This window comes from Peribacillus sp. NPDC097895 (genome assembly GCF_050277555.1).
Lineage (GTDB): Bacteria > Bacillota > Bacilli > Bacillales > DSM-1321 > Peribacillus.
Window position 1 is genome coordinate 2,317,394 of the sequence record NZ_JBNNSH010000001.1, and the last position, 18,310, is coordinate 2,335,703.

The 18,310-nt window shown below is 39.0% G+C and carries 18 protein-coding genes, 1 pseudogene and 2 riboswitches; of the genes and pseudogenes, 8 read left to right on the forward strand and 11 right to left on the reverse strand.

All coding sequences use genetic code 11. The annotated features are described in order from the left end of the window. Positions 1-4: 4 nt before the first annotated feature. Both cobJ and ACQKMH_RS11120 read right to left on the reverse strand, forming a co-directional pair. Positions 5-1,660 (reverse strand): precorrin-3B C(17)-methyltransferase, encoded by a 1,656-nt coding sequence (gene cobJ / locus ACQKMH_RS11115; protein WP_427587434.1) that lies wholly within the window; start codon positions 1,658-1,660, stop codon positions 5-7. 18 nt (positions 1,661-1,678) lie between these two features. Next, positions 1,679-2,044 carry a (2Fe-2S) ferredoxin domain-containing protein gene (locus tag ACQKMH_RS11120; RefSeq protein WP_427587435.1) on the reverse strand — a complete coding sequence of 122 codons (366 nt, stop codon included), beginning with the start codon at positions 2,042-2,044 and terminating at the stop codon, positions 1,679-1,681. A 151-nt stretch (positions 2,045-2,195) separates the two neighbouring features. Continuing rightward, positions 2,196-2,385, reverse strand: a riboswitch (cobalamin riboswitch). 202 nt (positions 2,386-2,587) lie between these two features. Beyond that, positions 2,588-2,781, forward strand: a riboswitch (cobalamin riboswitch). Here ACQKMH_RS11120 and ACQKMH_RS11125 point away from each other — a divergent pair. The 5 genes from ACQKMH_RS11125 to ACQKMH_RS11145 all read left to right on the forward strand — a co-directional run bounded on the left by ACQKMH_RS11125 (position 2,765) and on the right by ACQKMH_RS11145 (position 5,644). Continuing rightward, positions 2,765-2,920, forward strand: coding sequence for a hypothetical protein (locus ACQKMH_RS11125; RefSeq protein ID WP_427587436.1), 156 nt, complete (start codon positions 2,765-2,767; stop codon positions 2,918-2,920). Its footprint overlaps the riboswitch before it by 17 nt. Positions 2,921-2,960: 40 nt before the next feature. Beyond that, a complete protein-coding gene (locus tag ACQKMH_RS11130; RefSeq protein WP_427587437.1) occupies positions 2,961-3,704 on the forward strand; it encodes an energy-coupling factor ABC transporter permease in 744 nt (247 codons plus the stop codon). A gap of 1 nt (position 3,705) precedes the next feature. Further along, a complete protein-coding gene (locus ACQKMH_RS11135; protein WP_427587439.1) occupies positions 3,706-4,017 on the forward strand; it encodes an energy-coupling factor ABC transporter substrate-binding protein in 312 nt (103 codons plus the stop codon). After that, entirely contained in the window at positions 4,004-4,780 is a 777-nt protein-coding gene (gene cbiQ, locus ACQKMH_RS11140) for a cobalt ECF transporter T component CbiQ (protein WP_427587441.1), read from the forward strand. Before ACQKMH_RS11135 ends, cbiQ begins: the two co-directional genes overlap by 14 nt. A gap of 18 nt (positions 4,781-4,798) precedes the next feature. Next, positions 4,799-5,644 (forward strand): energy-coupling factor ABC transporter ATP-binding protein, encoded by an 846-nt coding sequence (locus ACQKMH_RS11145; protein WP_427587442.1) that lies wholly within the window; start codon positions 4,799-4,801, stop codon positions 5,642-5,644. Positions 5,645-5,732: 88 nt separating this feature from the next. Here ACQKMH_RS11145 and ACQKMH_RS11150 read toward each other — a convergent pair whose 3' ends face one another. From ACQKMH_RS11150 to ACQKMH_RS11175, 6 genes are all read right to left on the reverse strand, one after another. Further along, the gene (locus tag ACQKMH_RS11150) at positions 5,733-5,945 is read right to left on the reverse strand and encodes a YozQ family protein (RefSeq protein ID WP_427587443.1); all 213 of its coding nucleotides are present in this window, start codon (positions 5,943-5,945) and stop codon (positions 5,733-5,735) included. Between the two features lie 343 nt (positions 5,946-6,288). Beyond that, positions 6,289-7,869 carry a class I adenylate-forming enzyme family protein gene (locus tag ACQKMH_RS11155; RefSeq protein ID WP_427587444.1) on the reverse strand — a complete coding sequence of 527 codons (1,581 nt, stop codon included), beginning with the start codon at positions 7,867-7,869 and terminating at the stop codon, positions 6,289-6,291. A 26-nt stretch (positions 7,870-7,895) separates the two neighbouring features. Further along, complete coding sequence (locus ACQKMH_RS11160) at positions 7,896-9,068, reverse strand: acyl-CoA dehydrogenase family protein (protein ID WP_427587445.1); 1,173 nt, start codon at positions 9,066-9,068, stop codon at positions 7,896-7,898. A 171-nt stretch (positions 9,069-9,239) separates the two neighbouring features. Next, the gene (locus ACQKMH_RS11165; RefSeq protein ID WP_427587446.1) at positions 9,240-10,145 is read right to left on the reverse strand and encodes a LysR family transcriptional regulator; all 906 of its coding nucleotides are present in this window, start codon (positions 10,143-10,145) and stop codon (positions 9,240-9,242) included. Positions 10,146-10,263: 118 nt separating this feature from the next. Next, entirely contained in the window at positions 10,264-11,502 is a 1,239-nt protein-coding gene (locus ACQKMH_RS11170; protein ID WP_427587447.1) for an MFS transporter, read from the reverse strand. Between the two features lie 477 nt (positions 11,503-11,979). After that, positions 11,980-12,858 carry a LysR family transcriptional regulator gene (locus tag ACQKMH_RS11175; protein ID WP_427587448.1) on the reverse strand — a complete coding sequence of 293 codons (879 nt, stop codon included), beginning with the start codon at positions 12,856-12,858 and terminating at the stop codon, positions 11,980-11,982. A 250-nt stretch (positions 12,859-13,108) separates the two neighbouring features. On the opposite strand from ACQKMH_RS11175, the gene ACQKMH_RS11180 reads away from it, so the two are divergent. Continuing rightward, positions 13,109-13,732: a chromate transporter gene (locus ACQKMH_RS11180; protein WP_427587449.1), complete on the forward strand. Its 624-nt coding sequence runs from the start codon at positions 13,109-13,111 to the stop codon at positions 13,730-13,732. A 47-nt stretch (positions 13,733-13,779) separates the two neighbouring features. Then, a complete protein-coding gene (locus ACQKMH_RS11185) occupies positions 13,780-14,325 on the forward strand; it encodes a chromate transporter (RefSeq protein WP_427587450.1) in 546 nt (181 codons plus the stop codon). Positions 14,326-14,477: 152 nt separating this feature from the next. Here ACQKMH_RS11185 and ACQKMH_RS11190 read toward each other — a convergent pair whose 3' ends face one another. Then, positions 14,478-15,017, reverse strand: coding sequence for a hypothetical protein (locus ACQKMH_RS11190; RefSeq protein WP_427587451.1), 540 nt, complete (start codon positions 15,015-15,017; stop codon positions 14,478-14,480). A 317-nt stretch (positions 15,018-15,334) separates the two neighbouring features. Next, positions 15,335-16,675: a Na+/H+ antiporter NhaC family protein gene (locus ACQKMH_RS11195; protein ID WP_427587452.1), complete on the reverse strand. Its 1,341-nt coding sequence runs from the start codon at positions 16,673-16,675 to the stop codon at positions 15,335-15,337. A 121-nt stretch (positions 16,676-16,796) separates the two neighbouring features. Between ACQKMH_RS11195 and ACQKMH_RS11200 the strand changes: the two genes are divergently transcribed. Beyond that, the gene (locus ACQKMH_RS11200; RefSeq protein WP_427587453.1) at positions 16,797-17,669 is read left to right on the forward strand and encodes a LysR family transcriptional regulator; all 873 of its coding nucleotides are present in this window, start codon (positions 16,797-16,799) and stop codon (positions 17,667-17,669) included. A gap of 70 nt (positions 17,670-17,739) precedes the next feature. On the opposite strand, the pseudogene ACQKMH_RS11205 reads toward ACQKMH_RS11200, so the two are convergent. Then, positions 17,740-18,126: pseudogene (locus ACQKMH_RS11205) on the reverse strand (dihydrofolate reductase); the annotation flags it as partial. Positions 18,127-18,310: the final 184 nt, after the last annotated feature.

Below are 18,310 nucleotides of genomic sequence, written 5' to 3' on the forward strand. Positions count from 1 at the left end.
AAAATTAGTCTTCGCAAGGCGCAGGCTCTATGTGTATTTTGGGAGCAATGTCCTGATAAGAATAACTCTGAATCTTTTTGGCACGTTTAAAGTATTTAAACAGACGCTCATTTGGATGGGCATTTTGCTTATACTCTTCGACAATGTCCGTGATCAAGGCAACAAGCTGTTCCGGATCAATGCCTTCCGCAACCGGCTGACCTGGATGGGCTGTTCTTCCAACCGGTTTAGCTCCAAGGAATAAGTCAAATTTCCCTTTTCGGAAGACAATCCCGATGTCATCCATCACGGCGCTATAACAAGCCATTCCACACCCATTAAAACCGATGTTCAATTCCTTAGGCAATTTCATGCCCCCAAGGACCCGTTGTATTTCGTCTGCATAAGGAATGGATTCGGTTTTTTCACCATCACAGAAATCACACGCTTTTAATGTCAATACATCTCCAATAGGTGATAATAGAAAGTTTGCTGATTGTAATTTCCAAGTGATGTTCTCCGGATCCGTTGTCGGAATCTTTAAAACGATCTTATGATTTGGCGTGTATTCCATCGTTCCCTTTTCCCCGACAACTTCCGCCAGTGTCATCATTTGTTTGGGAGTGAATTGTTTATTCGCCACCCCTGGACTGACGGCAAGCTCAAACACCGACTCCATTTTTTGCTGAACAATCGGCTTAATGGATTGCTGAACGGTTTGACCCTTGACTCTTGACAGGGCTTCCATGGCCATTTCAAAGGAAGCGAGCTTCTTTTCTGGTGCTTTTGTAAGTAATCCAACTCCTCCGACAGACTCGGTGAAGGATTCCTGTATGGAACCAGCTTCTTGATCTAATGCCCACGGTTCTGCTTCTTTTTGCAGACGCTGATGCGGCTTCAATGTTTGTTTTTCCGAATTCAACGTATACTTTCTTTGATAGCCTCTTGGTGTGATGATTTTGTCGTCATATAAAAAGGTAGATGAATTCCCAATAATGACGGTGGTCAGCATTCCAATATCGTGATTCAACATATCTTTTAAATTCGTGATGACAATATCCTGACGATCGCGATATGCACTTTTCACCAACCCGACAGGTGTATCGGGTGAACGGTAGCGAAGCAGAATTTTCTGTGTTTCAACTATTTGCCTTGTCCGTCTGCCGCTTCGAGGATTATAAAGGGCAATGACAAAATCAGCCATTGCAGCAGCCTCCACCCTTTTAGCGATAAGATCCCATGGAGTTAAATGATCACTGAGGCTAATGGTGCACGAATCGTGCATGACAGGTGCCCCAAGTAAAGACGCACATGAATTAATGGCAGAAATACCAGGAATGACTTCAATGCCTACCCCCGTTTCTTCTTTCCACCCTTTTTCAATCAATACTTCATAAACCAATCCAGCCATTCCGTAAACACCAGCATCTCCACTGGATATTACAGCTACTTTCTTTCCCAACTCCGCTTGTTTGACTGCTTCCTGTGCACGTGATACTTCTTCAGTCATTCCCGTACTAATAATCGTTTGATCTGTAAGCAGCCCCTGAATGAGTTCAACATAAGTTTTATACCCAATGATATAGTCACTTTCTTGAAGGGCTTCAACAGCACGTTTGGTAATATGTTCAAAATTCCCTGGACCAAAGCCCACGACGAATAATTTACCGTTTGTACTCATTAAGACATCTCCTTTTACTTATTTGTTCTTTGAAATACCTGTATGAGCAGGAAAATCTGGATTTGGGGCCATTTCCCCATCAGTAAATTGGTAAATCATTTGAGGTACAAACTCCCCATCATCAATAGTCCGCACAATCTGCCGACCAAAGTCTGGGGAATCCACTCGATACCATTTCCCTTGGGGATAGGCAATCACAACGCAGGCATCCTTGCATCTTCCGTTACAGCGAGTCCTCGTTGTATGTATTTTCAGATCCAATCCCTTTGAAGTAATTTCATCGCGAATGGCTTGGGTCACTTCTTCTCCGCCTTTTTTCATGCAACTGCTCCCATTACAAATCAACAGATGCGAGTTTGTCCCCTGCAAATTCCAAGTTGTCATCTTCTTTCTCCTCCAGTTCAGGGAAAAGGCAAAATAAAAAACCTTAACATTAGAGTTAAGGTTTAAAAAAACTATATGAAAGAGAAGCACTCTGCAAATATGCAGAATCTCCCAAAATCGTCATAGTTCCTCTACCTTTCCCTCCGAAAAGTATTATACGATTTTAAAAGCAGGTTTCCTGGCTTACGCATCATTTTACTTTGTCCCTTCCCGGCATTCAGCCAGTGGTCATCGACAATTTCATCAGCGTTTACAGTAGCGGGGGCTGCATCGGATTTTCACCGATTTCCCTATTATCCCTTGCCTTTTCATGCAAGAGCACTTTTAAAATGAAATATTTGGTTTTATTATACAATTCTAGCTAACTTTATCTATCATATAACAACTTTAGCAAAATTCAATAGTTTATTCGGACTGTTTAGAAAAGTTTAATCGTTTTAATCCAGCTCCCATGCCTTTCCTTCCTATGTTTCTCAAGGCAAAAAAAAATAGAGTATAGCTGGAATTATTTCTTTATGATACACTATACGAGAATTTTCAATATAATTACATATGTTTTATGGTGCTGAATTTCTCGGGATTCAGCTTAAAAGGGAAGCCGGTGTAAATCCGGCGCGGTCCCGCCACTGTAAAGGGAAGTCCTGTTACCGTAATTCATCCACTGTCAAATGAGATGGGAAGGATGTAACAGGATGATGAACCAAAGCCAGGAGACCTGCCATGAAGCGTGAAACTGTTTCAGCCTACGAGGATGGGTGTGCGGATCAGGCAGAATGGCCCATGGTTGGTTTATGCTGCAAATTCCTGTTCATTACGCACTTCTTTCTTTTGAGAGAAGTGCTTTTTATGTTAGGTTGGGCACCGCTTTTCTTCTAAAGCTTTGGACAGAAAATCATGAGTGTTGAAAGGAGAAAGAATGAAAAAAATCAATTGGAAGATACTTTATTTTGTCATTTTACTGTTTTTTGTCCCAAAACGTGCAATGGCCATGCATATCATGGAGGGCTTTTTACCGATTGAATGGGCCATATTCTGGTGGGCTGTGACCTTGCCATTTTTAATCTTGGGATATCGCTCCATTAGGTTGAAAGTAAAGGAAAACCCAGAAACCAAAATGATGCTCGGATTATCAGGAGCATTTGTATTCATTTTGTCGGCTTTAAAAATTCCGTCCGTAACGGGTAGCTCTTCACACCCTACCGGAGTTGGTTTGGGTTCCATATTATTTGGTCCATTGGCCATGAGTGTCATCGGTTCCATCGTTTTATTATTTCAAGCTGTTTTACTGGCTCATGGAGGATTGACCACATTAGGAGCCAATGCCTTTTCCATGGCAGTATGCGGACCGTTCATTGCGTACTTTATCTTCAAGGGTGCAACTAAATTGGGTTGGTCTTTCTCTCTTGCCGTTTTCTTGGCAGCCGCTTTTGGAGATTTAGGAACGTATGTGGTAACTTCCGTCCAACTTGCACTTGCTTTTCCATCCGAGGTAGGAGGATTCATGGCTTCATTCACTAAATTTGCAGGGATTTTTGCCCTTACCCAAATCCCCTTGGCAATCAGCGAAGGATTATTGACAGTCGTCGTGATGAATTTTTTGAAAAAATACAATTTAGGCGAATTGAAATTGCTGCGAGTTTTATCCAAGGAGGTCCGTTAACATGAAAAAAAGTTTACTTCTGCTTTTCCTGGTCGTCATTCTTGCAACTATACCGTTAATCACCCAACAAGGTACGGAATTTGGAGGTGCTGACGGGGAGGCTAAAGATGCCATCAATAAAATCCACCCAGAATATAAGCCTTGGTTCAATAGCATTTGGGAGCCGCCAGGTGCAGAAACCGAAAGCTTATTATTTGCCCTGCAAGCTGCAATCGGAGCCGGTTTCATTGGATACTTCATTGGCGTAATGAGGCAAAGAAATAAGCAAAACAAACAAGAAACGCCCGAAAAATCCAAGCATGCTACTCATTGATAAGTATGCCTATTTCAATGGGCTAAAGGATGTACATCCAGTGGAGAAGATGATTTTTTCACTCTCCCTTTTACTGTTTTCTTTAACGGTAAGGGATATGAAGGTTTCACTTATCACGTTTACGGTAATGAGCGCTTTAATCATTTTTGCGGCAAGAATCCCGTTCACTTATTATCTTAAATTACTCTTATTACCAGGTTTTTTTATATTATCCGGTACACTTACGATCCTTTTGTCTTTCACAAGTGAATTGAATTCAATATCGAATATATGGTGGTCCTGGAAGGTCGGAAATTGGCAAATATTCATCAGCGATGACAGCATTGGTTTGGTGATCAATTTGATTTCTGTCGTATTGGGCAGTATTAGCTGCTTATATTTCTTAACCTTAACGACCCCCATCACTGTCATTCTATCCGTGCTACGGAAACTGAAGGTGCCTTCCCTATTGATCGATTTAATAGAATTGACCTATCGCTTTATTTTTATTTTTTTAGATACAGCTTTAGCCATTCATCGATCACAGTCCTCCCGACTTGGGTATAGTTCGATAAAAAAAGGCATTAGATCTCTCGGTTTACTGATTTCATCCTTATTTTTAGGAGTATTCCAGCGCTCTGGGCAATTGACGATGGCCATGAATGCCAGAGGATATCAGGAGAGCCTTACATATATCGATGATCCTTACACCTATTCTTCACGCAATTGGCTGATCGGATTTGTCATACTGGGAAGCTTAATCTTTATTTATGGATATATGTAAATTGGAGGCAATACAAGAATGGAAGAGCATATTTTTAATATAGAAGGCCTCACCCACCGATTCGCAGATGGGACGTTCGCTTTAAAGGATCTATCTGTAACGATTCAACAAGGTAAAAAAATTGCATTATTAGGCAATAATGGAGCCGGTAAATCGACTCTATTCCTCCATTTAAATGGTCTTTTACAGCCTACTGGAGGAACAGTCAGATTTAAGGGCAAGAAAATGAAATATGACCGTAAAGCATTATTATCCTTACGAAAACAAGTCGGAATCGTTTTTCAAGATCCCGATTCTCAGCTTTTTTCCGCTAATGTTCAACAGGATATTTCGTTTGGACCGATGAATTTAGGCTGGGATATAAATGTAGTGCAGGAGAAAGTAAAATGGGCGATGGCTCAAACGGAAGTAACGGAGTTGAAAGACAGGCCCACCCATTTTTTAAGCTTAGGACAAAAAAAGCGTGTCGCCATTGCAGGGATACTCGCCATGGAACCAGATGTCTGGCTTTTGGATGAGCCTACTGCTGGATTGGATTCTTATTTCTCCAGACAGATCATGGCTCTGCTGGACAGTATCCATCAACCGGACAAAACGATTATTTTATCCACACATGATGTTAATTTAGCCTACCAATGGGCTGATGAAGTCATTGTCATGAACGATGGCAAGGTCATATACCAAGGAGATCCTGTATCTGTTTTTCATGATGAGGAGGTTTTGCTTCAGGCACATCTGGAGAAACCATGGGTATTTGAAATGTTTCAAGCCCTTAATCAATCAAAGATACCCGCAGCAAGGGACCTTACTCCAAGAACGAAGGAAGAGTTGCTTCAAAAAATGGAGACAGTAAGTATTTATTAATTACATATCCCCCAGCTTGTTTCATCATACAACAAGCTGGGGATTTAGTCGTTATATCTTTAAAATATCAGAAATCTATTCATTTCCTTTATTCCTTAGATCCTTCTTTTTCAATTTCAATATCTCTCCCGTTTACATCATCAACGACTGCTTTTATCTCGCCTTCCGCATAAGTATCCGAGACTTGTTCGTGGGTTGTAGCCAGTCCTGAGGATAATGTATCTTCCCGTTTATAATCACTGACATCATATGTTCTTCCGGCAATTTCCGAAGATTCTTTTTTTGATTGCTTGCTATCCATTGTTTTCACTCCTAATTTTCAAATTTCAACATGTCAGATTTTGATTGACAGCAGGTAATAAAGACAAAGGTATTTTGTGTAAAAAACGAGGCAATATTCAATAATGATAAAAAAAGGAAGGAAAAGAAAAAAAGCTTACAAGTAACATCCCTTCTCAAGGACTTTACTTGTAAGCATAATGAAGACTGAATCAGCCCTTGCTTGACGGGATGACTGACATCTGCCGTTTACCCTTGTTCTGCCTCTTTTAACAGTCCTTCCTTCAAAAGCATATAAAAAACACTTTCATTTCAAACGAAGGAATAGAATAGTTTGGGCAGACCTTGTATTAAGATAACCTCTTCTAGATGGTTAGAATACCTTGTGCAAACATCTTTCTTATTTCTTTCTTATCAATTTTCCCAATCGGCGTTAATGGAAACGTATCAAGAAAATAGACTACTTTTGGAACCATATACTTAGAAGTTCTTTGTTTGCAGAAATCAATTAATTCCTCACTAGTACAGTTCATCCCTTCTCGCCGAGATACAACGACACATACTAATTCCCCCCAATCTGGATGTGGAACACCTATACAGGCAGCTAATGCAACAGAAGGGTGCTGATTCACCACTCGTTCCACTTCTGAAGAATATACGTTCATCCCGCCTGTAATGATCATATCTTTCTTCCTATCTACAATGAAAAGGTAACCGTTTTCATCCCATTTACCAATATCACCAGTGTAGAACCAGCCATCACGGATGTATTTTTGGGTCAGATCAGGTCTTTGATAATAGCCCGCCATCATTGCTGGTGATTTTACGATAATTTCACCAAGCTCGGATGGTTTTACATCATTTCCTTCATCATCAATCAGTCGAACTTCGGTAAAAATGCACGGTTTTCCACAGCTTTTCAAAATTTCCGAATTGTTATGATAAGCCCATAGATGAGCGCTTTTCGATAGTCTAGTAATGACAATATTACACTCTGTCATGCCGTATTGCTGGCGCATAATAGGCCCGAATACTTCAAAAGCTTCCTTAAGGCGCTTTTGTGAAATTGGTGACGCGCCGTAGAAGATATTGCGCATGGAGCTCATATCATATTCCATCTTCTTTGTCTGATCAAGGAGTCTGTATAACATGGTCGGTACCATGAATGTCGTCGTAATTTTATGTTCCTTTATCGCCCGTATGAATGCTGCAGCGTCGAATGAGCCCATCACATAGACATGTATGCCGGAAACAAGGGATCTCCAAAGTAATGAACCGGCTGAATGCACAATAGGCGTACTTAACAATACTCGGTCTTGGTCGTCCAGCGGGTCTTCGATAGCTGCAGAAAGTATGGCGGCGCCGAGTCCTTTCTGGGAATGCATGACACCTTTGGGTGTACCAGTCGTCCCTCCTGTATATGACAGAAGGGAAATGTCTTCCGCTTCAGCTATTGGCAAGTCTAGATTTTTTATTTCTCTGGGCCATTCATACCGTTCAAACTCCTCTGGATAATTAATATTAAAGCCTGGGAGCCCAATGACATGGACACTGTCCTTCTTCATTTTCATTTCTTCTAAATACTCAATGATGGGGTCAAAGTGTGACTGTGTGGCTATTATGACCACTTCTGGTTTTGCTTCCTTTAAAATGAATGTTAATTCTCGTTTCCCCAGCTTTTCACTTACTGGCACTAAGGTAGCTCCACATTGCTGGATGGCCAAACCAAACATCACACTTTCCAAACTGTTTGGAATGATGGACGCTATGCGAACCCCCCTGCCTGCACCTATGCGAAGTAAATAAGAAGCAATAAGTGCTGTTTTTTTCCATAACTCGTCGTAGGTTATTGTATCTCCGGTTGGCAACATCGTAATGGCGGGCAGCTCGCCGAATCGTTTCATTCCTTTATTCAACAGTGACTGAAATGTCAAATTATGCAGCACGTATTTTTCCTCCCTCGAAAAAGGTTTCACCCTTTTAATAGTGATTTGGCAATTGTATTTTTTTGAATTTCTGAGGTTCCACTTAGAATCCGATACATCCGTGCACTCCTGTACATTTTTTCTACTGGATGCCCTTTTACCAAGCCTTTGGAGCCAAAGATTTGGATAGCCTTGTCAGCCACACGGCTATTTACTTCTGAAGCAAACAGCTTAGCCATGGATGTGCCTGCTCGATCCTCTTTTCCTTGATCAATTTTTTCAACCACATCATAGACCATGCACTTTGCTGCATAGATTTCTGTCGCCATTTCTGCGAGCATATGCTGAATTGCCTGGAAGTCACCGATGGGCCGGCCGTGTTGGACCCGCGTTTTAGCATGTTCAATAGATAAATTGAGAAGGTGTTGAGCCATTCCGATAAAGCCGGCCGCATGGGAAGCGCGGTTTGTGTTTATTCTTTTCAATCCGAGCAGCAACCCTTTTCCTGGTTCTCCGATTATATTGGCGGCAGGCACTCGACATTGATTGAAATTCAATTCAGCATGTATGCGTTCTCCTGATAAGGGAACTTGAATGTCTCCTAGTTCAAACCCCGAATGTTGTGGTGTTTTTTTATCTACTAGGAAAGCGGTGATTCTTTCTTTTTCTCCTTTCTGAGATTCTTTTGCTATGACAATGGCGAAATCAGCATAGGGGGCAGCACTGATAAAATGTTTTTTCCCATTTAATATATAATCATTTCCGTCTTTAACGGCTGTTGTTTCGATAGCAAAGGCATCTGATCCAGCATTTGGTTCTGTAAGGGCAAAGCAGCAGCTCGCTTCTCCCGTCACAACGGGCATCACATATTTTTCTATTTGCTCCTGTGTAAAATTTTCCAACATCTGACCAATTCTTAGCGGTCCGCCAATCTCGCCTATAACCTGTCCCCATAAAACTGCTCCAGAACGGGCCAATATTTCCTTGAACATGCATAATCCCTTTAAGCTAACATCTTGTCCACCATATTTTTCAGGGAGGTTAATTCCGTAAAAGCCCAATTCCCTGGATCGTTTCCTTGCCCATTGTATGGCTGCCATCGGGATATCCTCTTCAGCGTTCAATCCATGTTCCTGTTCATATGGAAGCAATTCATTGTGAATGAAATCCTCCAATTTTGTTTGAAGTACCTCCAATTTCTCTTCCTGTGTTGTTACCATATGTTTCCCCTTTCACTTTTTTTATTTTTGTTGAACTATTTAAATATTTGAAATGTTATAAAACTAATTTTAAATGTAAATAATATTTAAGTAAAATAAGGATATATGATGTAAACATAAAAAATATTTATGTAAATACAAAAAAATATTAGTCCCCTTCAGCATAGGAAACTAATATTTAAGAGCAGTGTAGAATTCGAGACATTTAATAAACTCTCTGGCAGCTTTTGAAAAATACTGCTTCTTAGAGCGAACATAACCGAATTCCATTGAATTATTTTCTAGCTCCACCAACGGAATGGCCACAAGTTCCCCGCTTAGGAAATAGGGGTCGCTGTTAACTCCAATATCATAAGAAAAGGCAATGGCTAATCCCTCAGCGACGGTTTTTTTGATGATCTCTGTATTATTTGTGAAAAACAAAATATTCATCTCACCATAATGATCAAAAAAAGCTTTGATGAACGCCTTCATTCTTGGTCCATTATAAACGACCAAACTTTGGTCCATTAGCTCTTGTGGGGTTATGCTTTTACGGTTGGCTAAAGGGGAATTCTTACTGACCGACACAATCACTTTTGCTTCCATTAAGGGTTGAAATTCCAACTCATTTTCTTTTGGTTTAACCTTTGGAATATTCAATAGCCCGATGTCTATCTTATCATTCAGTACATCTTCGGTTATCTCTTGTCCCCCTTTTTCTTCAATCACGATTTTCACCTCGGGATACTTCTTCTTAAATAAGGCCAAGGATTTCGGCAAAACCGTAAGAAATAAACCTTGAGTAGAGGATAGCCGTAACTCTTTTTCCATCGTATCTGAATGTATTTGTGCACTATCTCTTATTTCTTCCAATTTGCTTAATACTTCAAGAGCTTTCTGGATGATTTCCTTTCCGTCTTCAGTAGGTATGGTTCCTAACCGTGACCGCTTGAAGATTTTTATACCTAATTCCTTCTCCAGACTGGTAATGGCCATGCTGATTCCAGATTGAGAGATATGGAGGCTCTCTGAAGCCGTGGAAATCGAGTTAACCTCGGCTACCTTGATGATATATTCCAATTGTTCAATATTCATGGTTCATTCTCCTTCTAGCCTATTACTAATATCATACCTCGAACAGAAAGCCCTTTCAATTTTAGAGAAATGGAATCAGGACACCTCAAACTGTCTCCTCAAAAGCAGAATGCCAGTTTTATACTATGGTAGTAGTTTTTTCGTATTCTTTAGCTGGTTGTGCCTGATTATTTTTAATAGATATGGCAACAACCGTTCCCAATAACGCTATTATTACCAAAAACAAGAACGCTGCATTATAGGAGTCATTGAACAAACTGATAATCAAACCGAGGGCCAAAGGAGAAACCGCACCTGCAATTTGACCAGCAAAAGTTACGAGTCCGGAGGCAGAACCGGTAAGTTCCTTTGGTGAGTATTTTATAATAATCGTATATAGAACGGTTCCAAAGAAAGACAGCGCTACGGAGTTGAGAGTGAGATAAGTGATGATAAGTGCTATGGACGTGGCGTTAGACATTAAAAAGAGAAAAATTGCCGATAATATTGCGCCAGCAGCGGCAAGATACTTCTCCCGGTTAGCCATATGCTTATCCAGAAGCCATCCGCTTACATTAAACATCAAGAAACCAAAAATATAAGGGATGGCCAATAAACCCCCGGCGGCTATTAAATCAACCCCTTTTTCCTTAACTAAATATATAGGCATCCAAGTGATCAGACCATAGTTAATAATATTGGATATAAACTTGAATGTTATGAGTTTCCAAATATTATCGATTTTAAATAACAGTTTCAATGCAACCTTTTTTTGTTTCGATTTGTCTTTTTTAACCTCTTGAGTTTCTTGTGGCTTTAGAATGAACCAAATTCCGAAAGAAACTAATATCCCTAGAATTCCGGCAATGGTAAACATGCCCCGCCAACCGAATGCTACCACCATCGAAGCGGCAAGTGCAGTACCTAATATCCCGCCAATATTCTGGGCAGACAGGAAAAACGAATTTGCCCGGCCCCGTTCTTCTTCCGGGAAGTTATCTCTTATAGTGGACATACTGGCAGGATAGAAAGGCCCTTCACCTAACCCGAACAGAAAACGAATGAATAATAAAGATATGAATGACCAAGCAAATCCAGACATTACAGTGAACAAAGACCAACTAAACAAAGAAATAGTCACCATGACCCTGGTTCCATACTTATCGGTCATCCATCCGCCAAGCGGTTGCATGAGAGAGTAACTAACAAAAAATATACTAATTAAAAAACCTGTTTGAGAAGTATTGAGCTGAAACTCATCTGCGATTGGAATTATCCCGACATTTATGGCAACACGATCAAAAAAGCTTAAAACCATTCCAACGAATAATAGACCACTAATAATAAGTTTTCGTTTCTTACTTGCAAACAGCTGCATTCCTCATCACTCCATTTTTTTATATTTTCACAAAACTATTTTTCTCAGGGAAGCGCTTACAATTCCATTTAAAATGCCAAAGCTTGAAATTCCACTTTTCTCTTATTGATTTTTGTTCTGTGACTTTTAGGAGCGTTTCATTGAATGTTGAAGCAGTAAACTTTCTCTTTTTTTAGAAATTTTTAGAATAATATGAATTTATTTTATAATTAATTTGCCATTAAGTATATTTCCTATTTCTAATAGTAACTTCAATTTTATTTATATAAAAACGGCTTAATTCGTTTGATTGGCTAACCGTAGGCTGAACAACCAAATACAAAATGCCCCTCTCGATAGAGAAGAGCTGAATAATTAATGCGGTATATTCAATTTGCTATGACTTTTGCAAGGTAAGGGGGCTGGGGCCACACCGTAACCACGAAACCGAAAACGCTGCCAAATTGTAATAGTAAACCATGGTAGTGCTTTCATTCCTTATCGAAGAAAATTCACAAATTTAGACACCCCTATTTTATTAAAACGCTTGTTTCTCCTGACTAGCCAAAGATTTCTTGTTATATCTATTCCGGAAATACCGACTTCCCTCAAAAAACCTTGTTCCAATTCCCTGGCCACTGACAACCTTGGCAGAATACTGATTCCAAGTCCAGCTTCCACCGCACTTTTTATCGCTTGTGTACTTCCAATCTCCATATAACTTTCTATTTTTTCTAAAACCCCATGCTCCCTTAACATGTTTTCTACGATAAGCCGTGTCCCTGAAATGGATTCACGCCAGATCATCCTTTCATTTCCCAATTCCTCTAACTGGATTTCTTGTCTGTCTTTCCATGGGTGGTCGGATGGACAAACCAATATCAATTCGTCTTCGCCGAATTGGTCAACAATAAAATCGGTGTTTTCCACAAGTCCTTCCACCAAGGCCAAATCAATGACATCGTTTGATAAATCCTCTAGAACTCGGGGGGTATTTTTTATCGTTAATGTCACTTTTATTTCAGGCTGTTGTTTTTTAAATCTCCCAAGCAAGCTCGGCAACAAGTACTCACCGATAGTCAAGGATGCGCCTACTATGAGGTTTGCATTGTACTCGCCAGTTGATTGCTGAATCACTACTTTTGAATGGTTGAAATCATTTACAATAGCTTTTGCAAAAGGGTATAACAATTTGCCCGCTTCTGTAACTCTCAGCCTTCCTTCCTCACGGTCGAATAACAAAGTGTTATAATGATTCTCCAATTGATGAATTTGCCTCGTTACGGCGGGTTGAGATAAAAAGCTTAACCTCGCTGCCTGGCTTATGCTTCCTTCATCCACCACTAAACAAAACACTTTTAGATTTTCTAATTTCAAGAAGCCGACCTCCTTGTCTTTAAAATGGTTATATAAAATGATAGCATCATATAGGCAAATGGTGAAATGGAAAAACACCACGATATTCCCTGAACAGGTGAGCCTAGTCAATGATTTTATATAAAACGGATAAAACTTCTGGGTATAACGTTTTGTTATACCCGATGATTTTGTTGCAATTTACCCATTCCTTTTTCTTTGATATGTTAATAATAAGATTTATACAGAGCAGAAGGAAGTGACTGATACAATGAAAGGACAATGGAAAACACTGTTCCAATTATTCTGGACCTTTTTTAAAATATCACCTGTCACTTTCGGAGGAGGATTTGCGATGATCCCTCTAATCGAAAAAGAAGTTGTGGTGAAGAGAAAATGGCTGAAAAGCGAAGAAGTAACGGATGTTTTTGCATTATCTCAGTCTGTACCGGGGGCTGTCGCAATTAACTCTGCCACCTTTATCGGCCATCGAATTGCCGGAATGAAGGGCGCAGCGGCAGCCATGATCGGTGTTTCATTACCTACCTTTTTAATTGTACTGCTTCTCGGCATTTTATATTTTTTCATTCAGGATAATCCGAAGATAGAAGCCGCATTCATATCGATTAGAGTTTCAATAGTAGCCATCATCGCCTTCGCAGCTATCAAGATAGGAAAAACAGCTATTGTTGACAGATCAACTTTCTGTATTCTAATAGTTGGAATTCCCGTTCTTTTCTTCGTTCAACCTGTTTTAGCTATATTAGCAGGAGCAATAGCAGGTATTGTGACGATCTCCATTAAGAGGAAATTAGGTTACGAAGTCAAGATGGACCGAAAAGATAGGAGAAAAGAAGAAAACGATTTCGAACCTTTCATGGGCGCTGGCATATAGGTGAATCAATAAAGGGTCTAACTAATTTCAAGAAAGCGTGTGATAGAATGATGGAATTGTGGGAGTTGTTTAGCACCTTCTTTATTATCGGCTTTGTTTCGTTTGGAGGCGGATACGCCATGATTTCCGTAATAGAATCGGAAGTCTCACAGCATGGCTGGATGACGACGCAACAATTTACCGATGTAATTGCTATTTCCGGCATGTCGCCTGGTCCTATCACCGCCAATAGTGCCATTCTCGTTGGCTATTCAACTGCTGGATTCGCAGGAGCCATATCATCTGCGCTCGGAATCTTGCTTCCTGCTATTATTTTCGTAACCGTTATAGCCACCTTCTTCAGTAAATTGAATCATTATCCAATTATTCAATCCATGTTTTATGGATTAAGACCCATTGTTACTAGTTTAATCCTCTTTGCAGCGATCAGTTTTGCTCTTTCCAATCATATGATTGCTCTGAACTTTTCATGGCATACGATAAGCTTATTACTCGTTTTTGGATTATCGTTATTTGCCTTAATGAAATTACGCTGGCACCCAGCCTATGTAATTATTCTTTCTGGTTTAGTTGGTGTTGTCCTCTATTCATGACGCCGACCTTGATTTTGTTGGATTATATTAAGGATAGGTTTTTACATTCGGTATAGATGGGATGTCCTCCATTATGTACGTAATGGAAATCGCACTATTATCGGCCTTAGTTTATACAGGAACATCTTAATTTATCATTCTTACAATATATTTTAAGTCCAATAAGTGGGGCAGTCCGTTGGATGATAACGATGCCGATAAACATCTAGTTGATTTCTCACACCTGCATTCCCGTAGCTGATGTTTGCAATCCTCTCTATCTCGTATCGTCTTCTAAAGAATGGCCCGAGTAAAGCTGTGACATTAAATTTCTTGTGTAATTGGCGTTCAATCAAGGGGTTAAGAGAAGTTCGCCATTTTTCCCCCAGACTATAATCCATGGATTGACTAACTATAGGAGCAGTTTGTAATCCCCGATGGATTATCACTATGAGTGCTCCCACTGCCAAAATTGTTATCCCAAAAGCCATCCACCCAACCAGAGAATAAACGTCGCCTTCAATAAAGGCTAACGAAGTGGAACCAATCAACCAGAAAAGTGCAAAGAACGGTAGCTCATTTATTACCACAAAGTAAGAACCTAAAGAATTAAAAATTCGAGGGAAGTTGTTCGGTGCTACTGCGTAATACGTGCACCAAGCGACAAAAAGCACAGAAATAAGGTAACCGAATGGAATTGACGTAGTCATCACGCCCTTTCGGAGATATACAATGGCAATAATTTGTTTCCTCTAGGAATTCGATGTTTACTTATTATATCATCTTAAATTCCAGTATCACCTGATGATTCTTCCCAACATCTTAGGTATACCTAATAATCGTTGCCCCTTATGCAATGCCACTTTTTACTATATGTAAGATCCTTATATTAACTCTTCAGTATGAGCAAGTGGGAACCCTCATTTCACAAAACCGTCCATTTGTAACATAAGAAAAAAGCGATCCTTCATAATGAAGAAACGCTCCCGATAAACGTGGAATCTATAGGCATGGATATAAATAATTATATTCAATGAACCTTCGATATAGATTGCTGCTTTGCAAAGCGCCAGACAATTACTCTAATCAATCTAAATAGTGGTACTAGATAAAGAAAGAAGGCATATGGAATATATCCTGTACCAACTGACAGAACTGCTGCTGGAAAAGTTGCAGCAATATTCCAGGGAACTAAAGGTGCAATAACTATGGACGTATTTCCAATATCAAGAGCAAGATCAGATTTATCCATATTCTTATTTGCATAAATCTTCTGCATGAATTGATGAGACGTTATGATTGCAAAGGTCTGACTACATCCAAAGAAACAGCCGGCGATACTGGTTACTGTTGTAGCAAAAAGGGGGCCAAATCTGATGCTGACTTTTTCCACGGCATTTTCAAAGTCTGCTAGCATGTTTGTGCCTTCAAATATTCCCGCATAGCAAGATGAGATCATGACGATCAGTATTGATTGTAACATTGTTAATATCCCACCTCCGTGCAAAATATCTGTGATACTACTGGCAGAATCTATTTTATAACCAAAAATCATAAAATGAATTAGCTCACCGACGGATTTAGACTGAAATAGGATACTTTCGACAAAAGCGATAATGATGCTAACAACCAACGCAATTCGTACATCCATTTTAAATACGACGAATAATAAAATTACAATTGCAGGAATTAGAATAGCAGAATTCAAATTATAGTAAGCTCGAAGTTCAGTACTAGTATCAAGAAAACCAATATGAAGAGGATTCTTCACTGATAACATCAGATAAATACCAATAACTATGATAAACGGTACAATTGTAGTAAAAAACATTCGTTTTAAATTTACGTAAAGATTGGTTTCTGTCAAAATTGCAACCAAGTTGGCACTAGAAGACAACGGAGAACTTCTCTCACCAATATAGGCGGCTGTTATAATGACACCGGCAGTTAAATCTAAATTAATATGGCTTGCTTTAGCCATTATTATAAATACAATACCAATTGTTCCAACTGTTCCGAAGGATGAGCCAATTACTAATGAAACTGCACAAGTAATAATAAAAGCTGAAATAATAAAGAAGTGTGGGTTAATAATCTTAATTCCGTAGTAAATAAAAGCAGGCACCGTTCCGCAAGCCATCCAAATAGCTGTTGAAGCTCCTAATAGGACCAGAAGAATATAAATTTGATTAGTTTTAGAAGCCCCTTTCAAAACCATTGATAGAACGTCTTTTATATCGAACCCTCGTTTAAAGGAAAGAAACGATAGGATACCTAATCCCAATATAAGAGGGTACAAAATGTTAATGTTTTTGAAGATGCTAAAAATCAGCATACTAAATATAATTAAAAGTGAAACGAATATATCCATAAAACTCTCTCCCTTATTTATAACAATTAGTTTTATTTTACTAAACATTTATTTATAATAAAAATATCTAAATAATATAGAATTAATACTCATTTAGAATAAATTAAGGTCGGAGATGTTTATGATGGATATTAAACAACTGATTTATTTTTTAGCTATTGCTGAAGAAGATAGTATAACCAAAGCAGCAGCCCGATTACACATGGCTCAACCACCACTTAGTAAACAGTTAAAAATGTTAGAAGATGAATTAGAGGTGAAACTGTTTGAAAGAAACACGAGAAATTTAAAAATTACGGACGTAGGGAAAAGGCTGCAATACAGGGCAAAGCAGATTATAGAGTTAACTGAAACAACAATCAGTGAATTGAAGGATTACGATGAAGGAAGTCGTGGAACATTACGAATTGGGACGCTTGCCTCTACTGGCGATGCTATTTTGCCTATACGAATATATAACTTCAATCAGTTATATCCTAATATTAGTTTTCAAATTAAACACCGTAGTACACCAGAGATTTTAGATATGTTAAAAAAAGGATTAATAGATATTGGTATCGTTCGCACTCCCATCAATTCAGAATATTACGATTCAATTCTCTTGCCTGAAGAACCTATGGTTGCAGTGACAGCTGGCACACCATTATGGGAAAAAAATGAATCATCCATAACCCTCTCTGATCTAGCAGATCAGCCATTACTTGTACTTAATAGATATGAGAATATAATTACGCAGGCGTGTCGAAATGCTGGATTTGAGCCTAATATACTTGGGAAAATTGATGATACTAAATCAATTCTACTCTGGGCAAACCTAGGCATAGGAACGGCAATTGTTCAGCGAGATTGGCTAGAATTATTTAAAAATGCTGATTTAAAGTATAAGGAAATATCAGAAGCATCATTAGTTACGCAGACTGCCATAGTTTGGATGAAAAATCAGTATATGTCCTCTGCCTCTCGTCACTTTCTTGAAACATTTCTTACAGACTGAAATTTAAAGGCGGTCATTATCCATTCTAATTCTATTTTATTTAACCAGGAGGTGTGATAATCATCTTAAACTAGACTGCACCGTTAGATGTATAAAGAAAAAGCGCCCTTTCATAAACATGAAAATCGTAGTTATAAGGATGTTTGTCATTCATAACCCCTTCAAAAGATATTTCATTCCATTTATTGAAATTAACTTTTGGAAAAAAAGTATCTCCTTCGAATTCATGATGAATTTTTTCAATATACATCTTCTCAACATAAGGGAGAACATATGATCAATCTGTTCTCCCTCGAAAATAAAAATCTCTTCTTCATCTTTAAATAACTCAAAATCATCTTCGTTTGAATAGGTAATTTCACAAGAGACAAAGTTAAAATCTTTGTCTCTTGTCAAAAAAATATTCCTACTGTCAGGTAAAGCCCTCCGATGACACGAGGCTCTTTCTACCCAATATGTACTTTCCATCTATAGTGCTTTATCCACAACATTTGGTTCGTCCTTTAGAGTTGACTCCTTATACTATTCACAATCCATATTCCTATCAGCAAAGGAAAAAAACTTTACAACTAGAATCAATCAGTGTCTTATATATAAAAAGGGTATTTCCAAGTCGTAAAACGACTTAATTAAGAGCACTA

Bases quoted from the DNA above. Each gene is read 5' to 3' on its own strand.
- cobJ (WP_427587434.1), bottom strand. From the start codon at position 1,660: ATGAGTACAAACGGTAAATTATTCGTCGTGGGCTTTGGTCCAGGGAAT.
- ACQKMH_RS11120 (WP_427587435.1), bottom strand. From the start codon at position 2,044: ATGACAACTTGGAATTTGCAGGGGACAAACTCGCATCTGTTGATTTGT.
- ACQKMH_RS11125 (WP_427587436.1), top strand. From the start codon at position 2,765: ATGAAGCGTGAAACTGTTTCAGCCTACGAGGATGGGTGTGCGGATCAG.
- ACQKMH_RS11130 (WP_427587437.1), top strand. From the start codon at position 2,961: ATGAAAAAAATCAATTGGAAGATACTTTATTTTGTCATTTTACTGTTT.
- ACQKMH_RS11135 (WP_427587439.1), top strand. From the start codon at position 3,706: ATGAAAAAAAGTTTACTTCTGCTTTTCCTGGTCGTCATTCTTGCAACT.
- cbiQ (WP_427587441.1), top strand. From the start codon at position 4,004: ATGCTACTCATTGATAAGTATGCCTATTTCAATGGGCTAAAGGATGTA.
- ACQKMH_RS11145 (WP_427587442.1), top strand. From the start codon at position 4,799: ATGGAAGAGCATATTTTTAATATAGAAGGCCTCACCCACCGATTCGCA.
- ACQKMH_RS11150 (WP_427587443.1), bottom strand. From the start codon at position 5,945: ATGGATAGCAAGCAATCAAAAAAAGAATCTTCGGAAATTGCCGGAAGA.
- ACQKMH_RS11160 (WP_427587445.1), bottom strand. From the start codon at position 9,068: ATGGTAACAACACAGGAAGAGAAATTGGAGGTACTTCAAACAAAATTG.
- ACQKMH_RS11165 (WP_427587446.1), bottom strand. From the start codon at position 10,145: ATGAATATTGAACAATTGGAATATATCATCAAGGTAGCCGAGGTTAAC.
- ACQKMH_RS11170 (WP_427587447.1), bottom strand. From the start codon at position 11,502: ATGCAGCTGTTTGCAAGTAAGAAACGAAAACTTATTATTAGTGGTCTA.
- ACQKMH_RS11180 (WP_427587449.1), top strand. From the start codon at position 13,109: ATGAAAGGACAATGGAAAACACTGTTCCAATTATTCTGGACCTTTTTT.
- ACQKMH_RS11185 (WP_427587450.1), top strand. From the start codon at position 13,780: ATGATGGAATTGTGGGAGTTGTTTAGCACCTTCTTTATTATCGGCTTT.
- ACQKMH_RS11195 (WP_427587452.1), bottom strand. From the start codon at position 16,675: ATGGATATATTCGTTTCACTTTTAATTATATTTAGTATGCTGATTTTT.
- ACQKMH_RS11200 (WP_427587453.1), top strand. From the start codon at position 16,797: ATGATGGATATTAAACAACTGATTTATTTTTTAGCTATTGCTGAAGAA.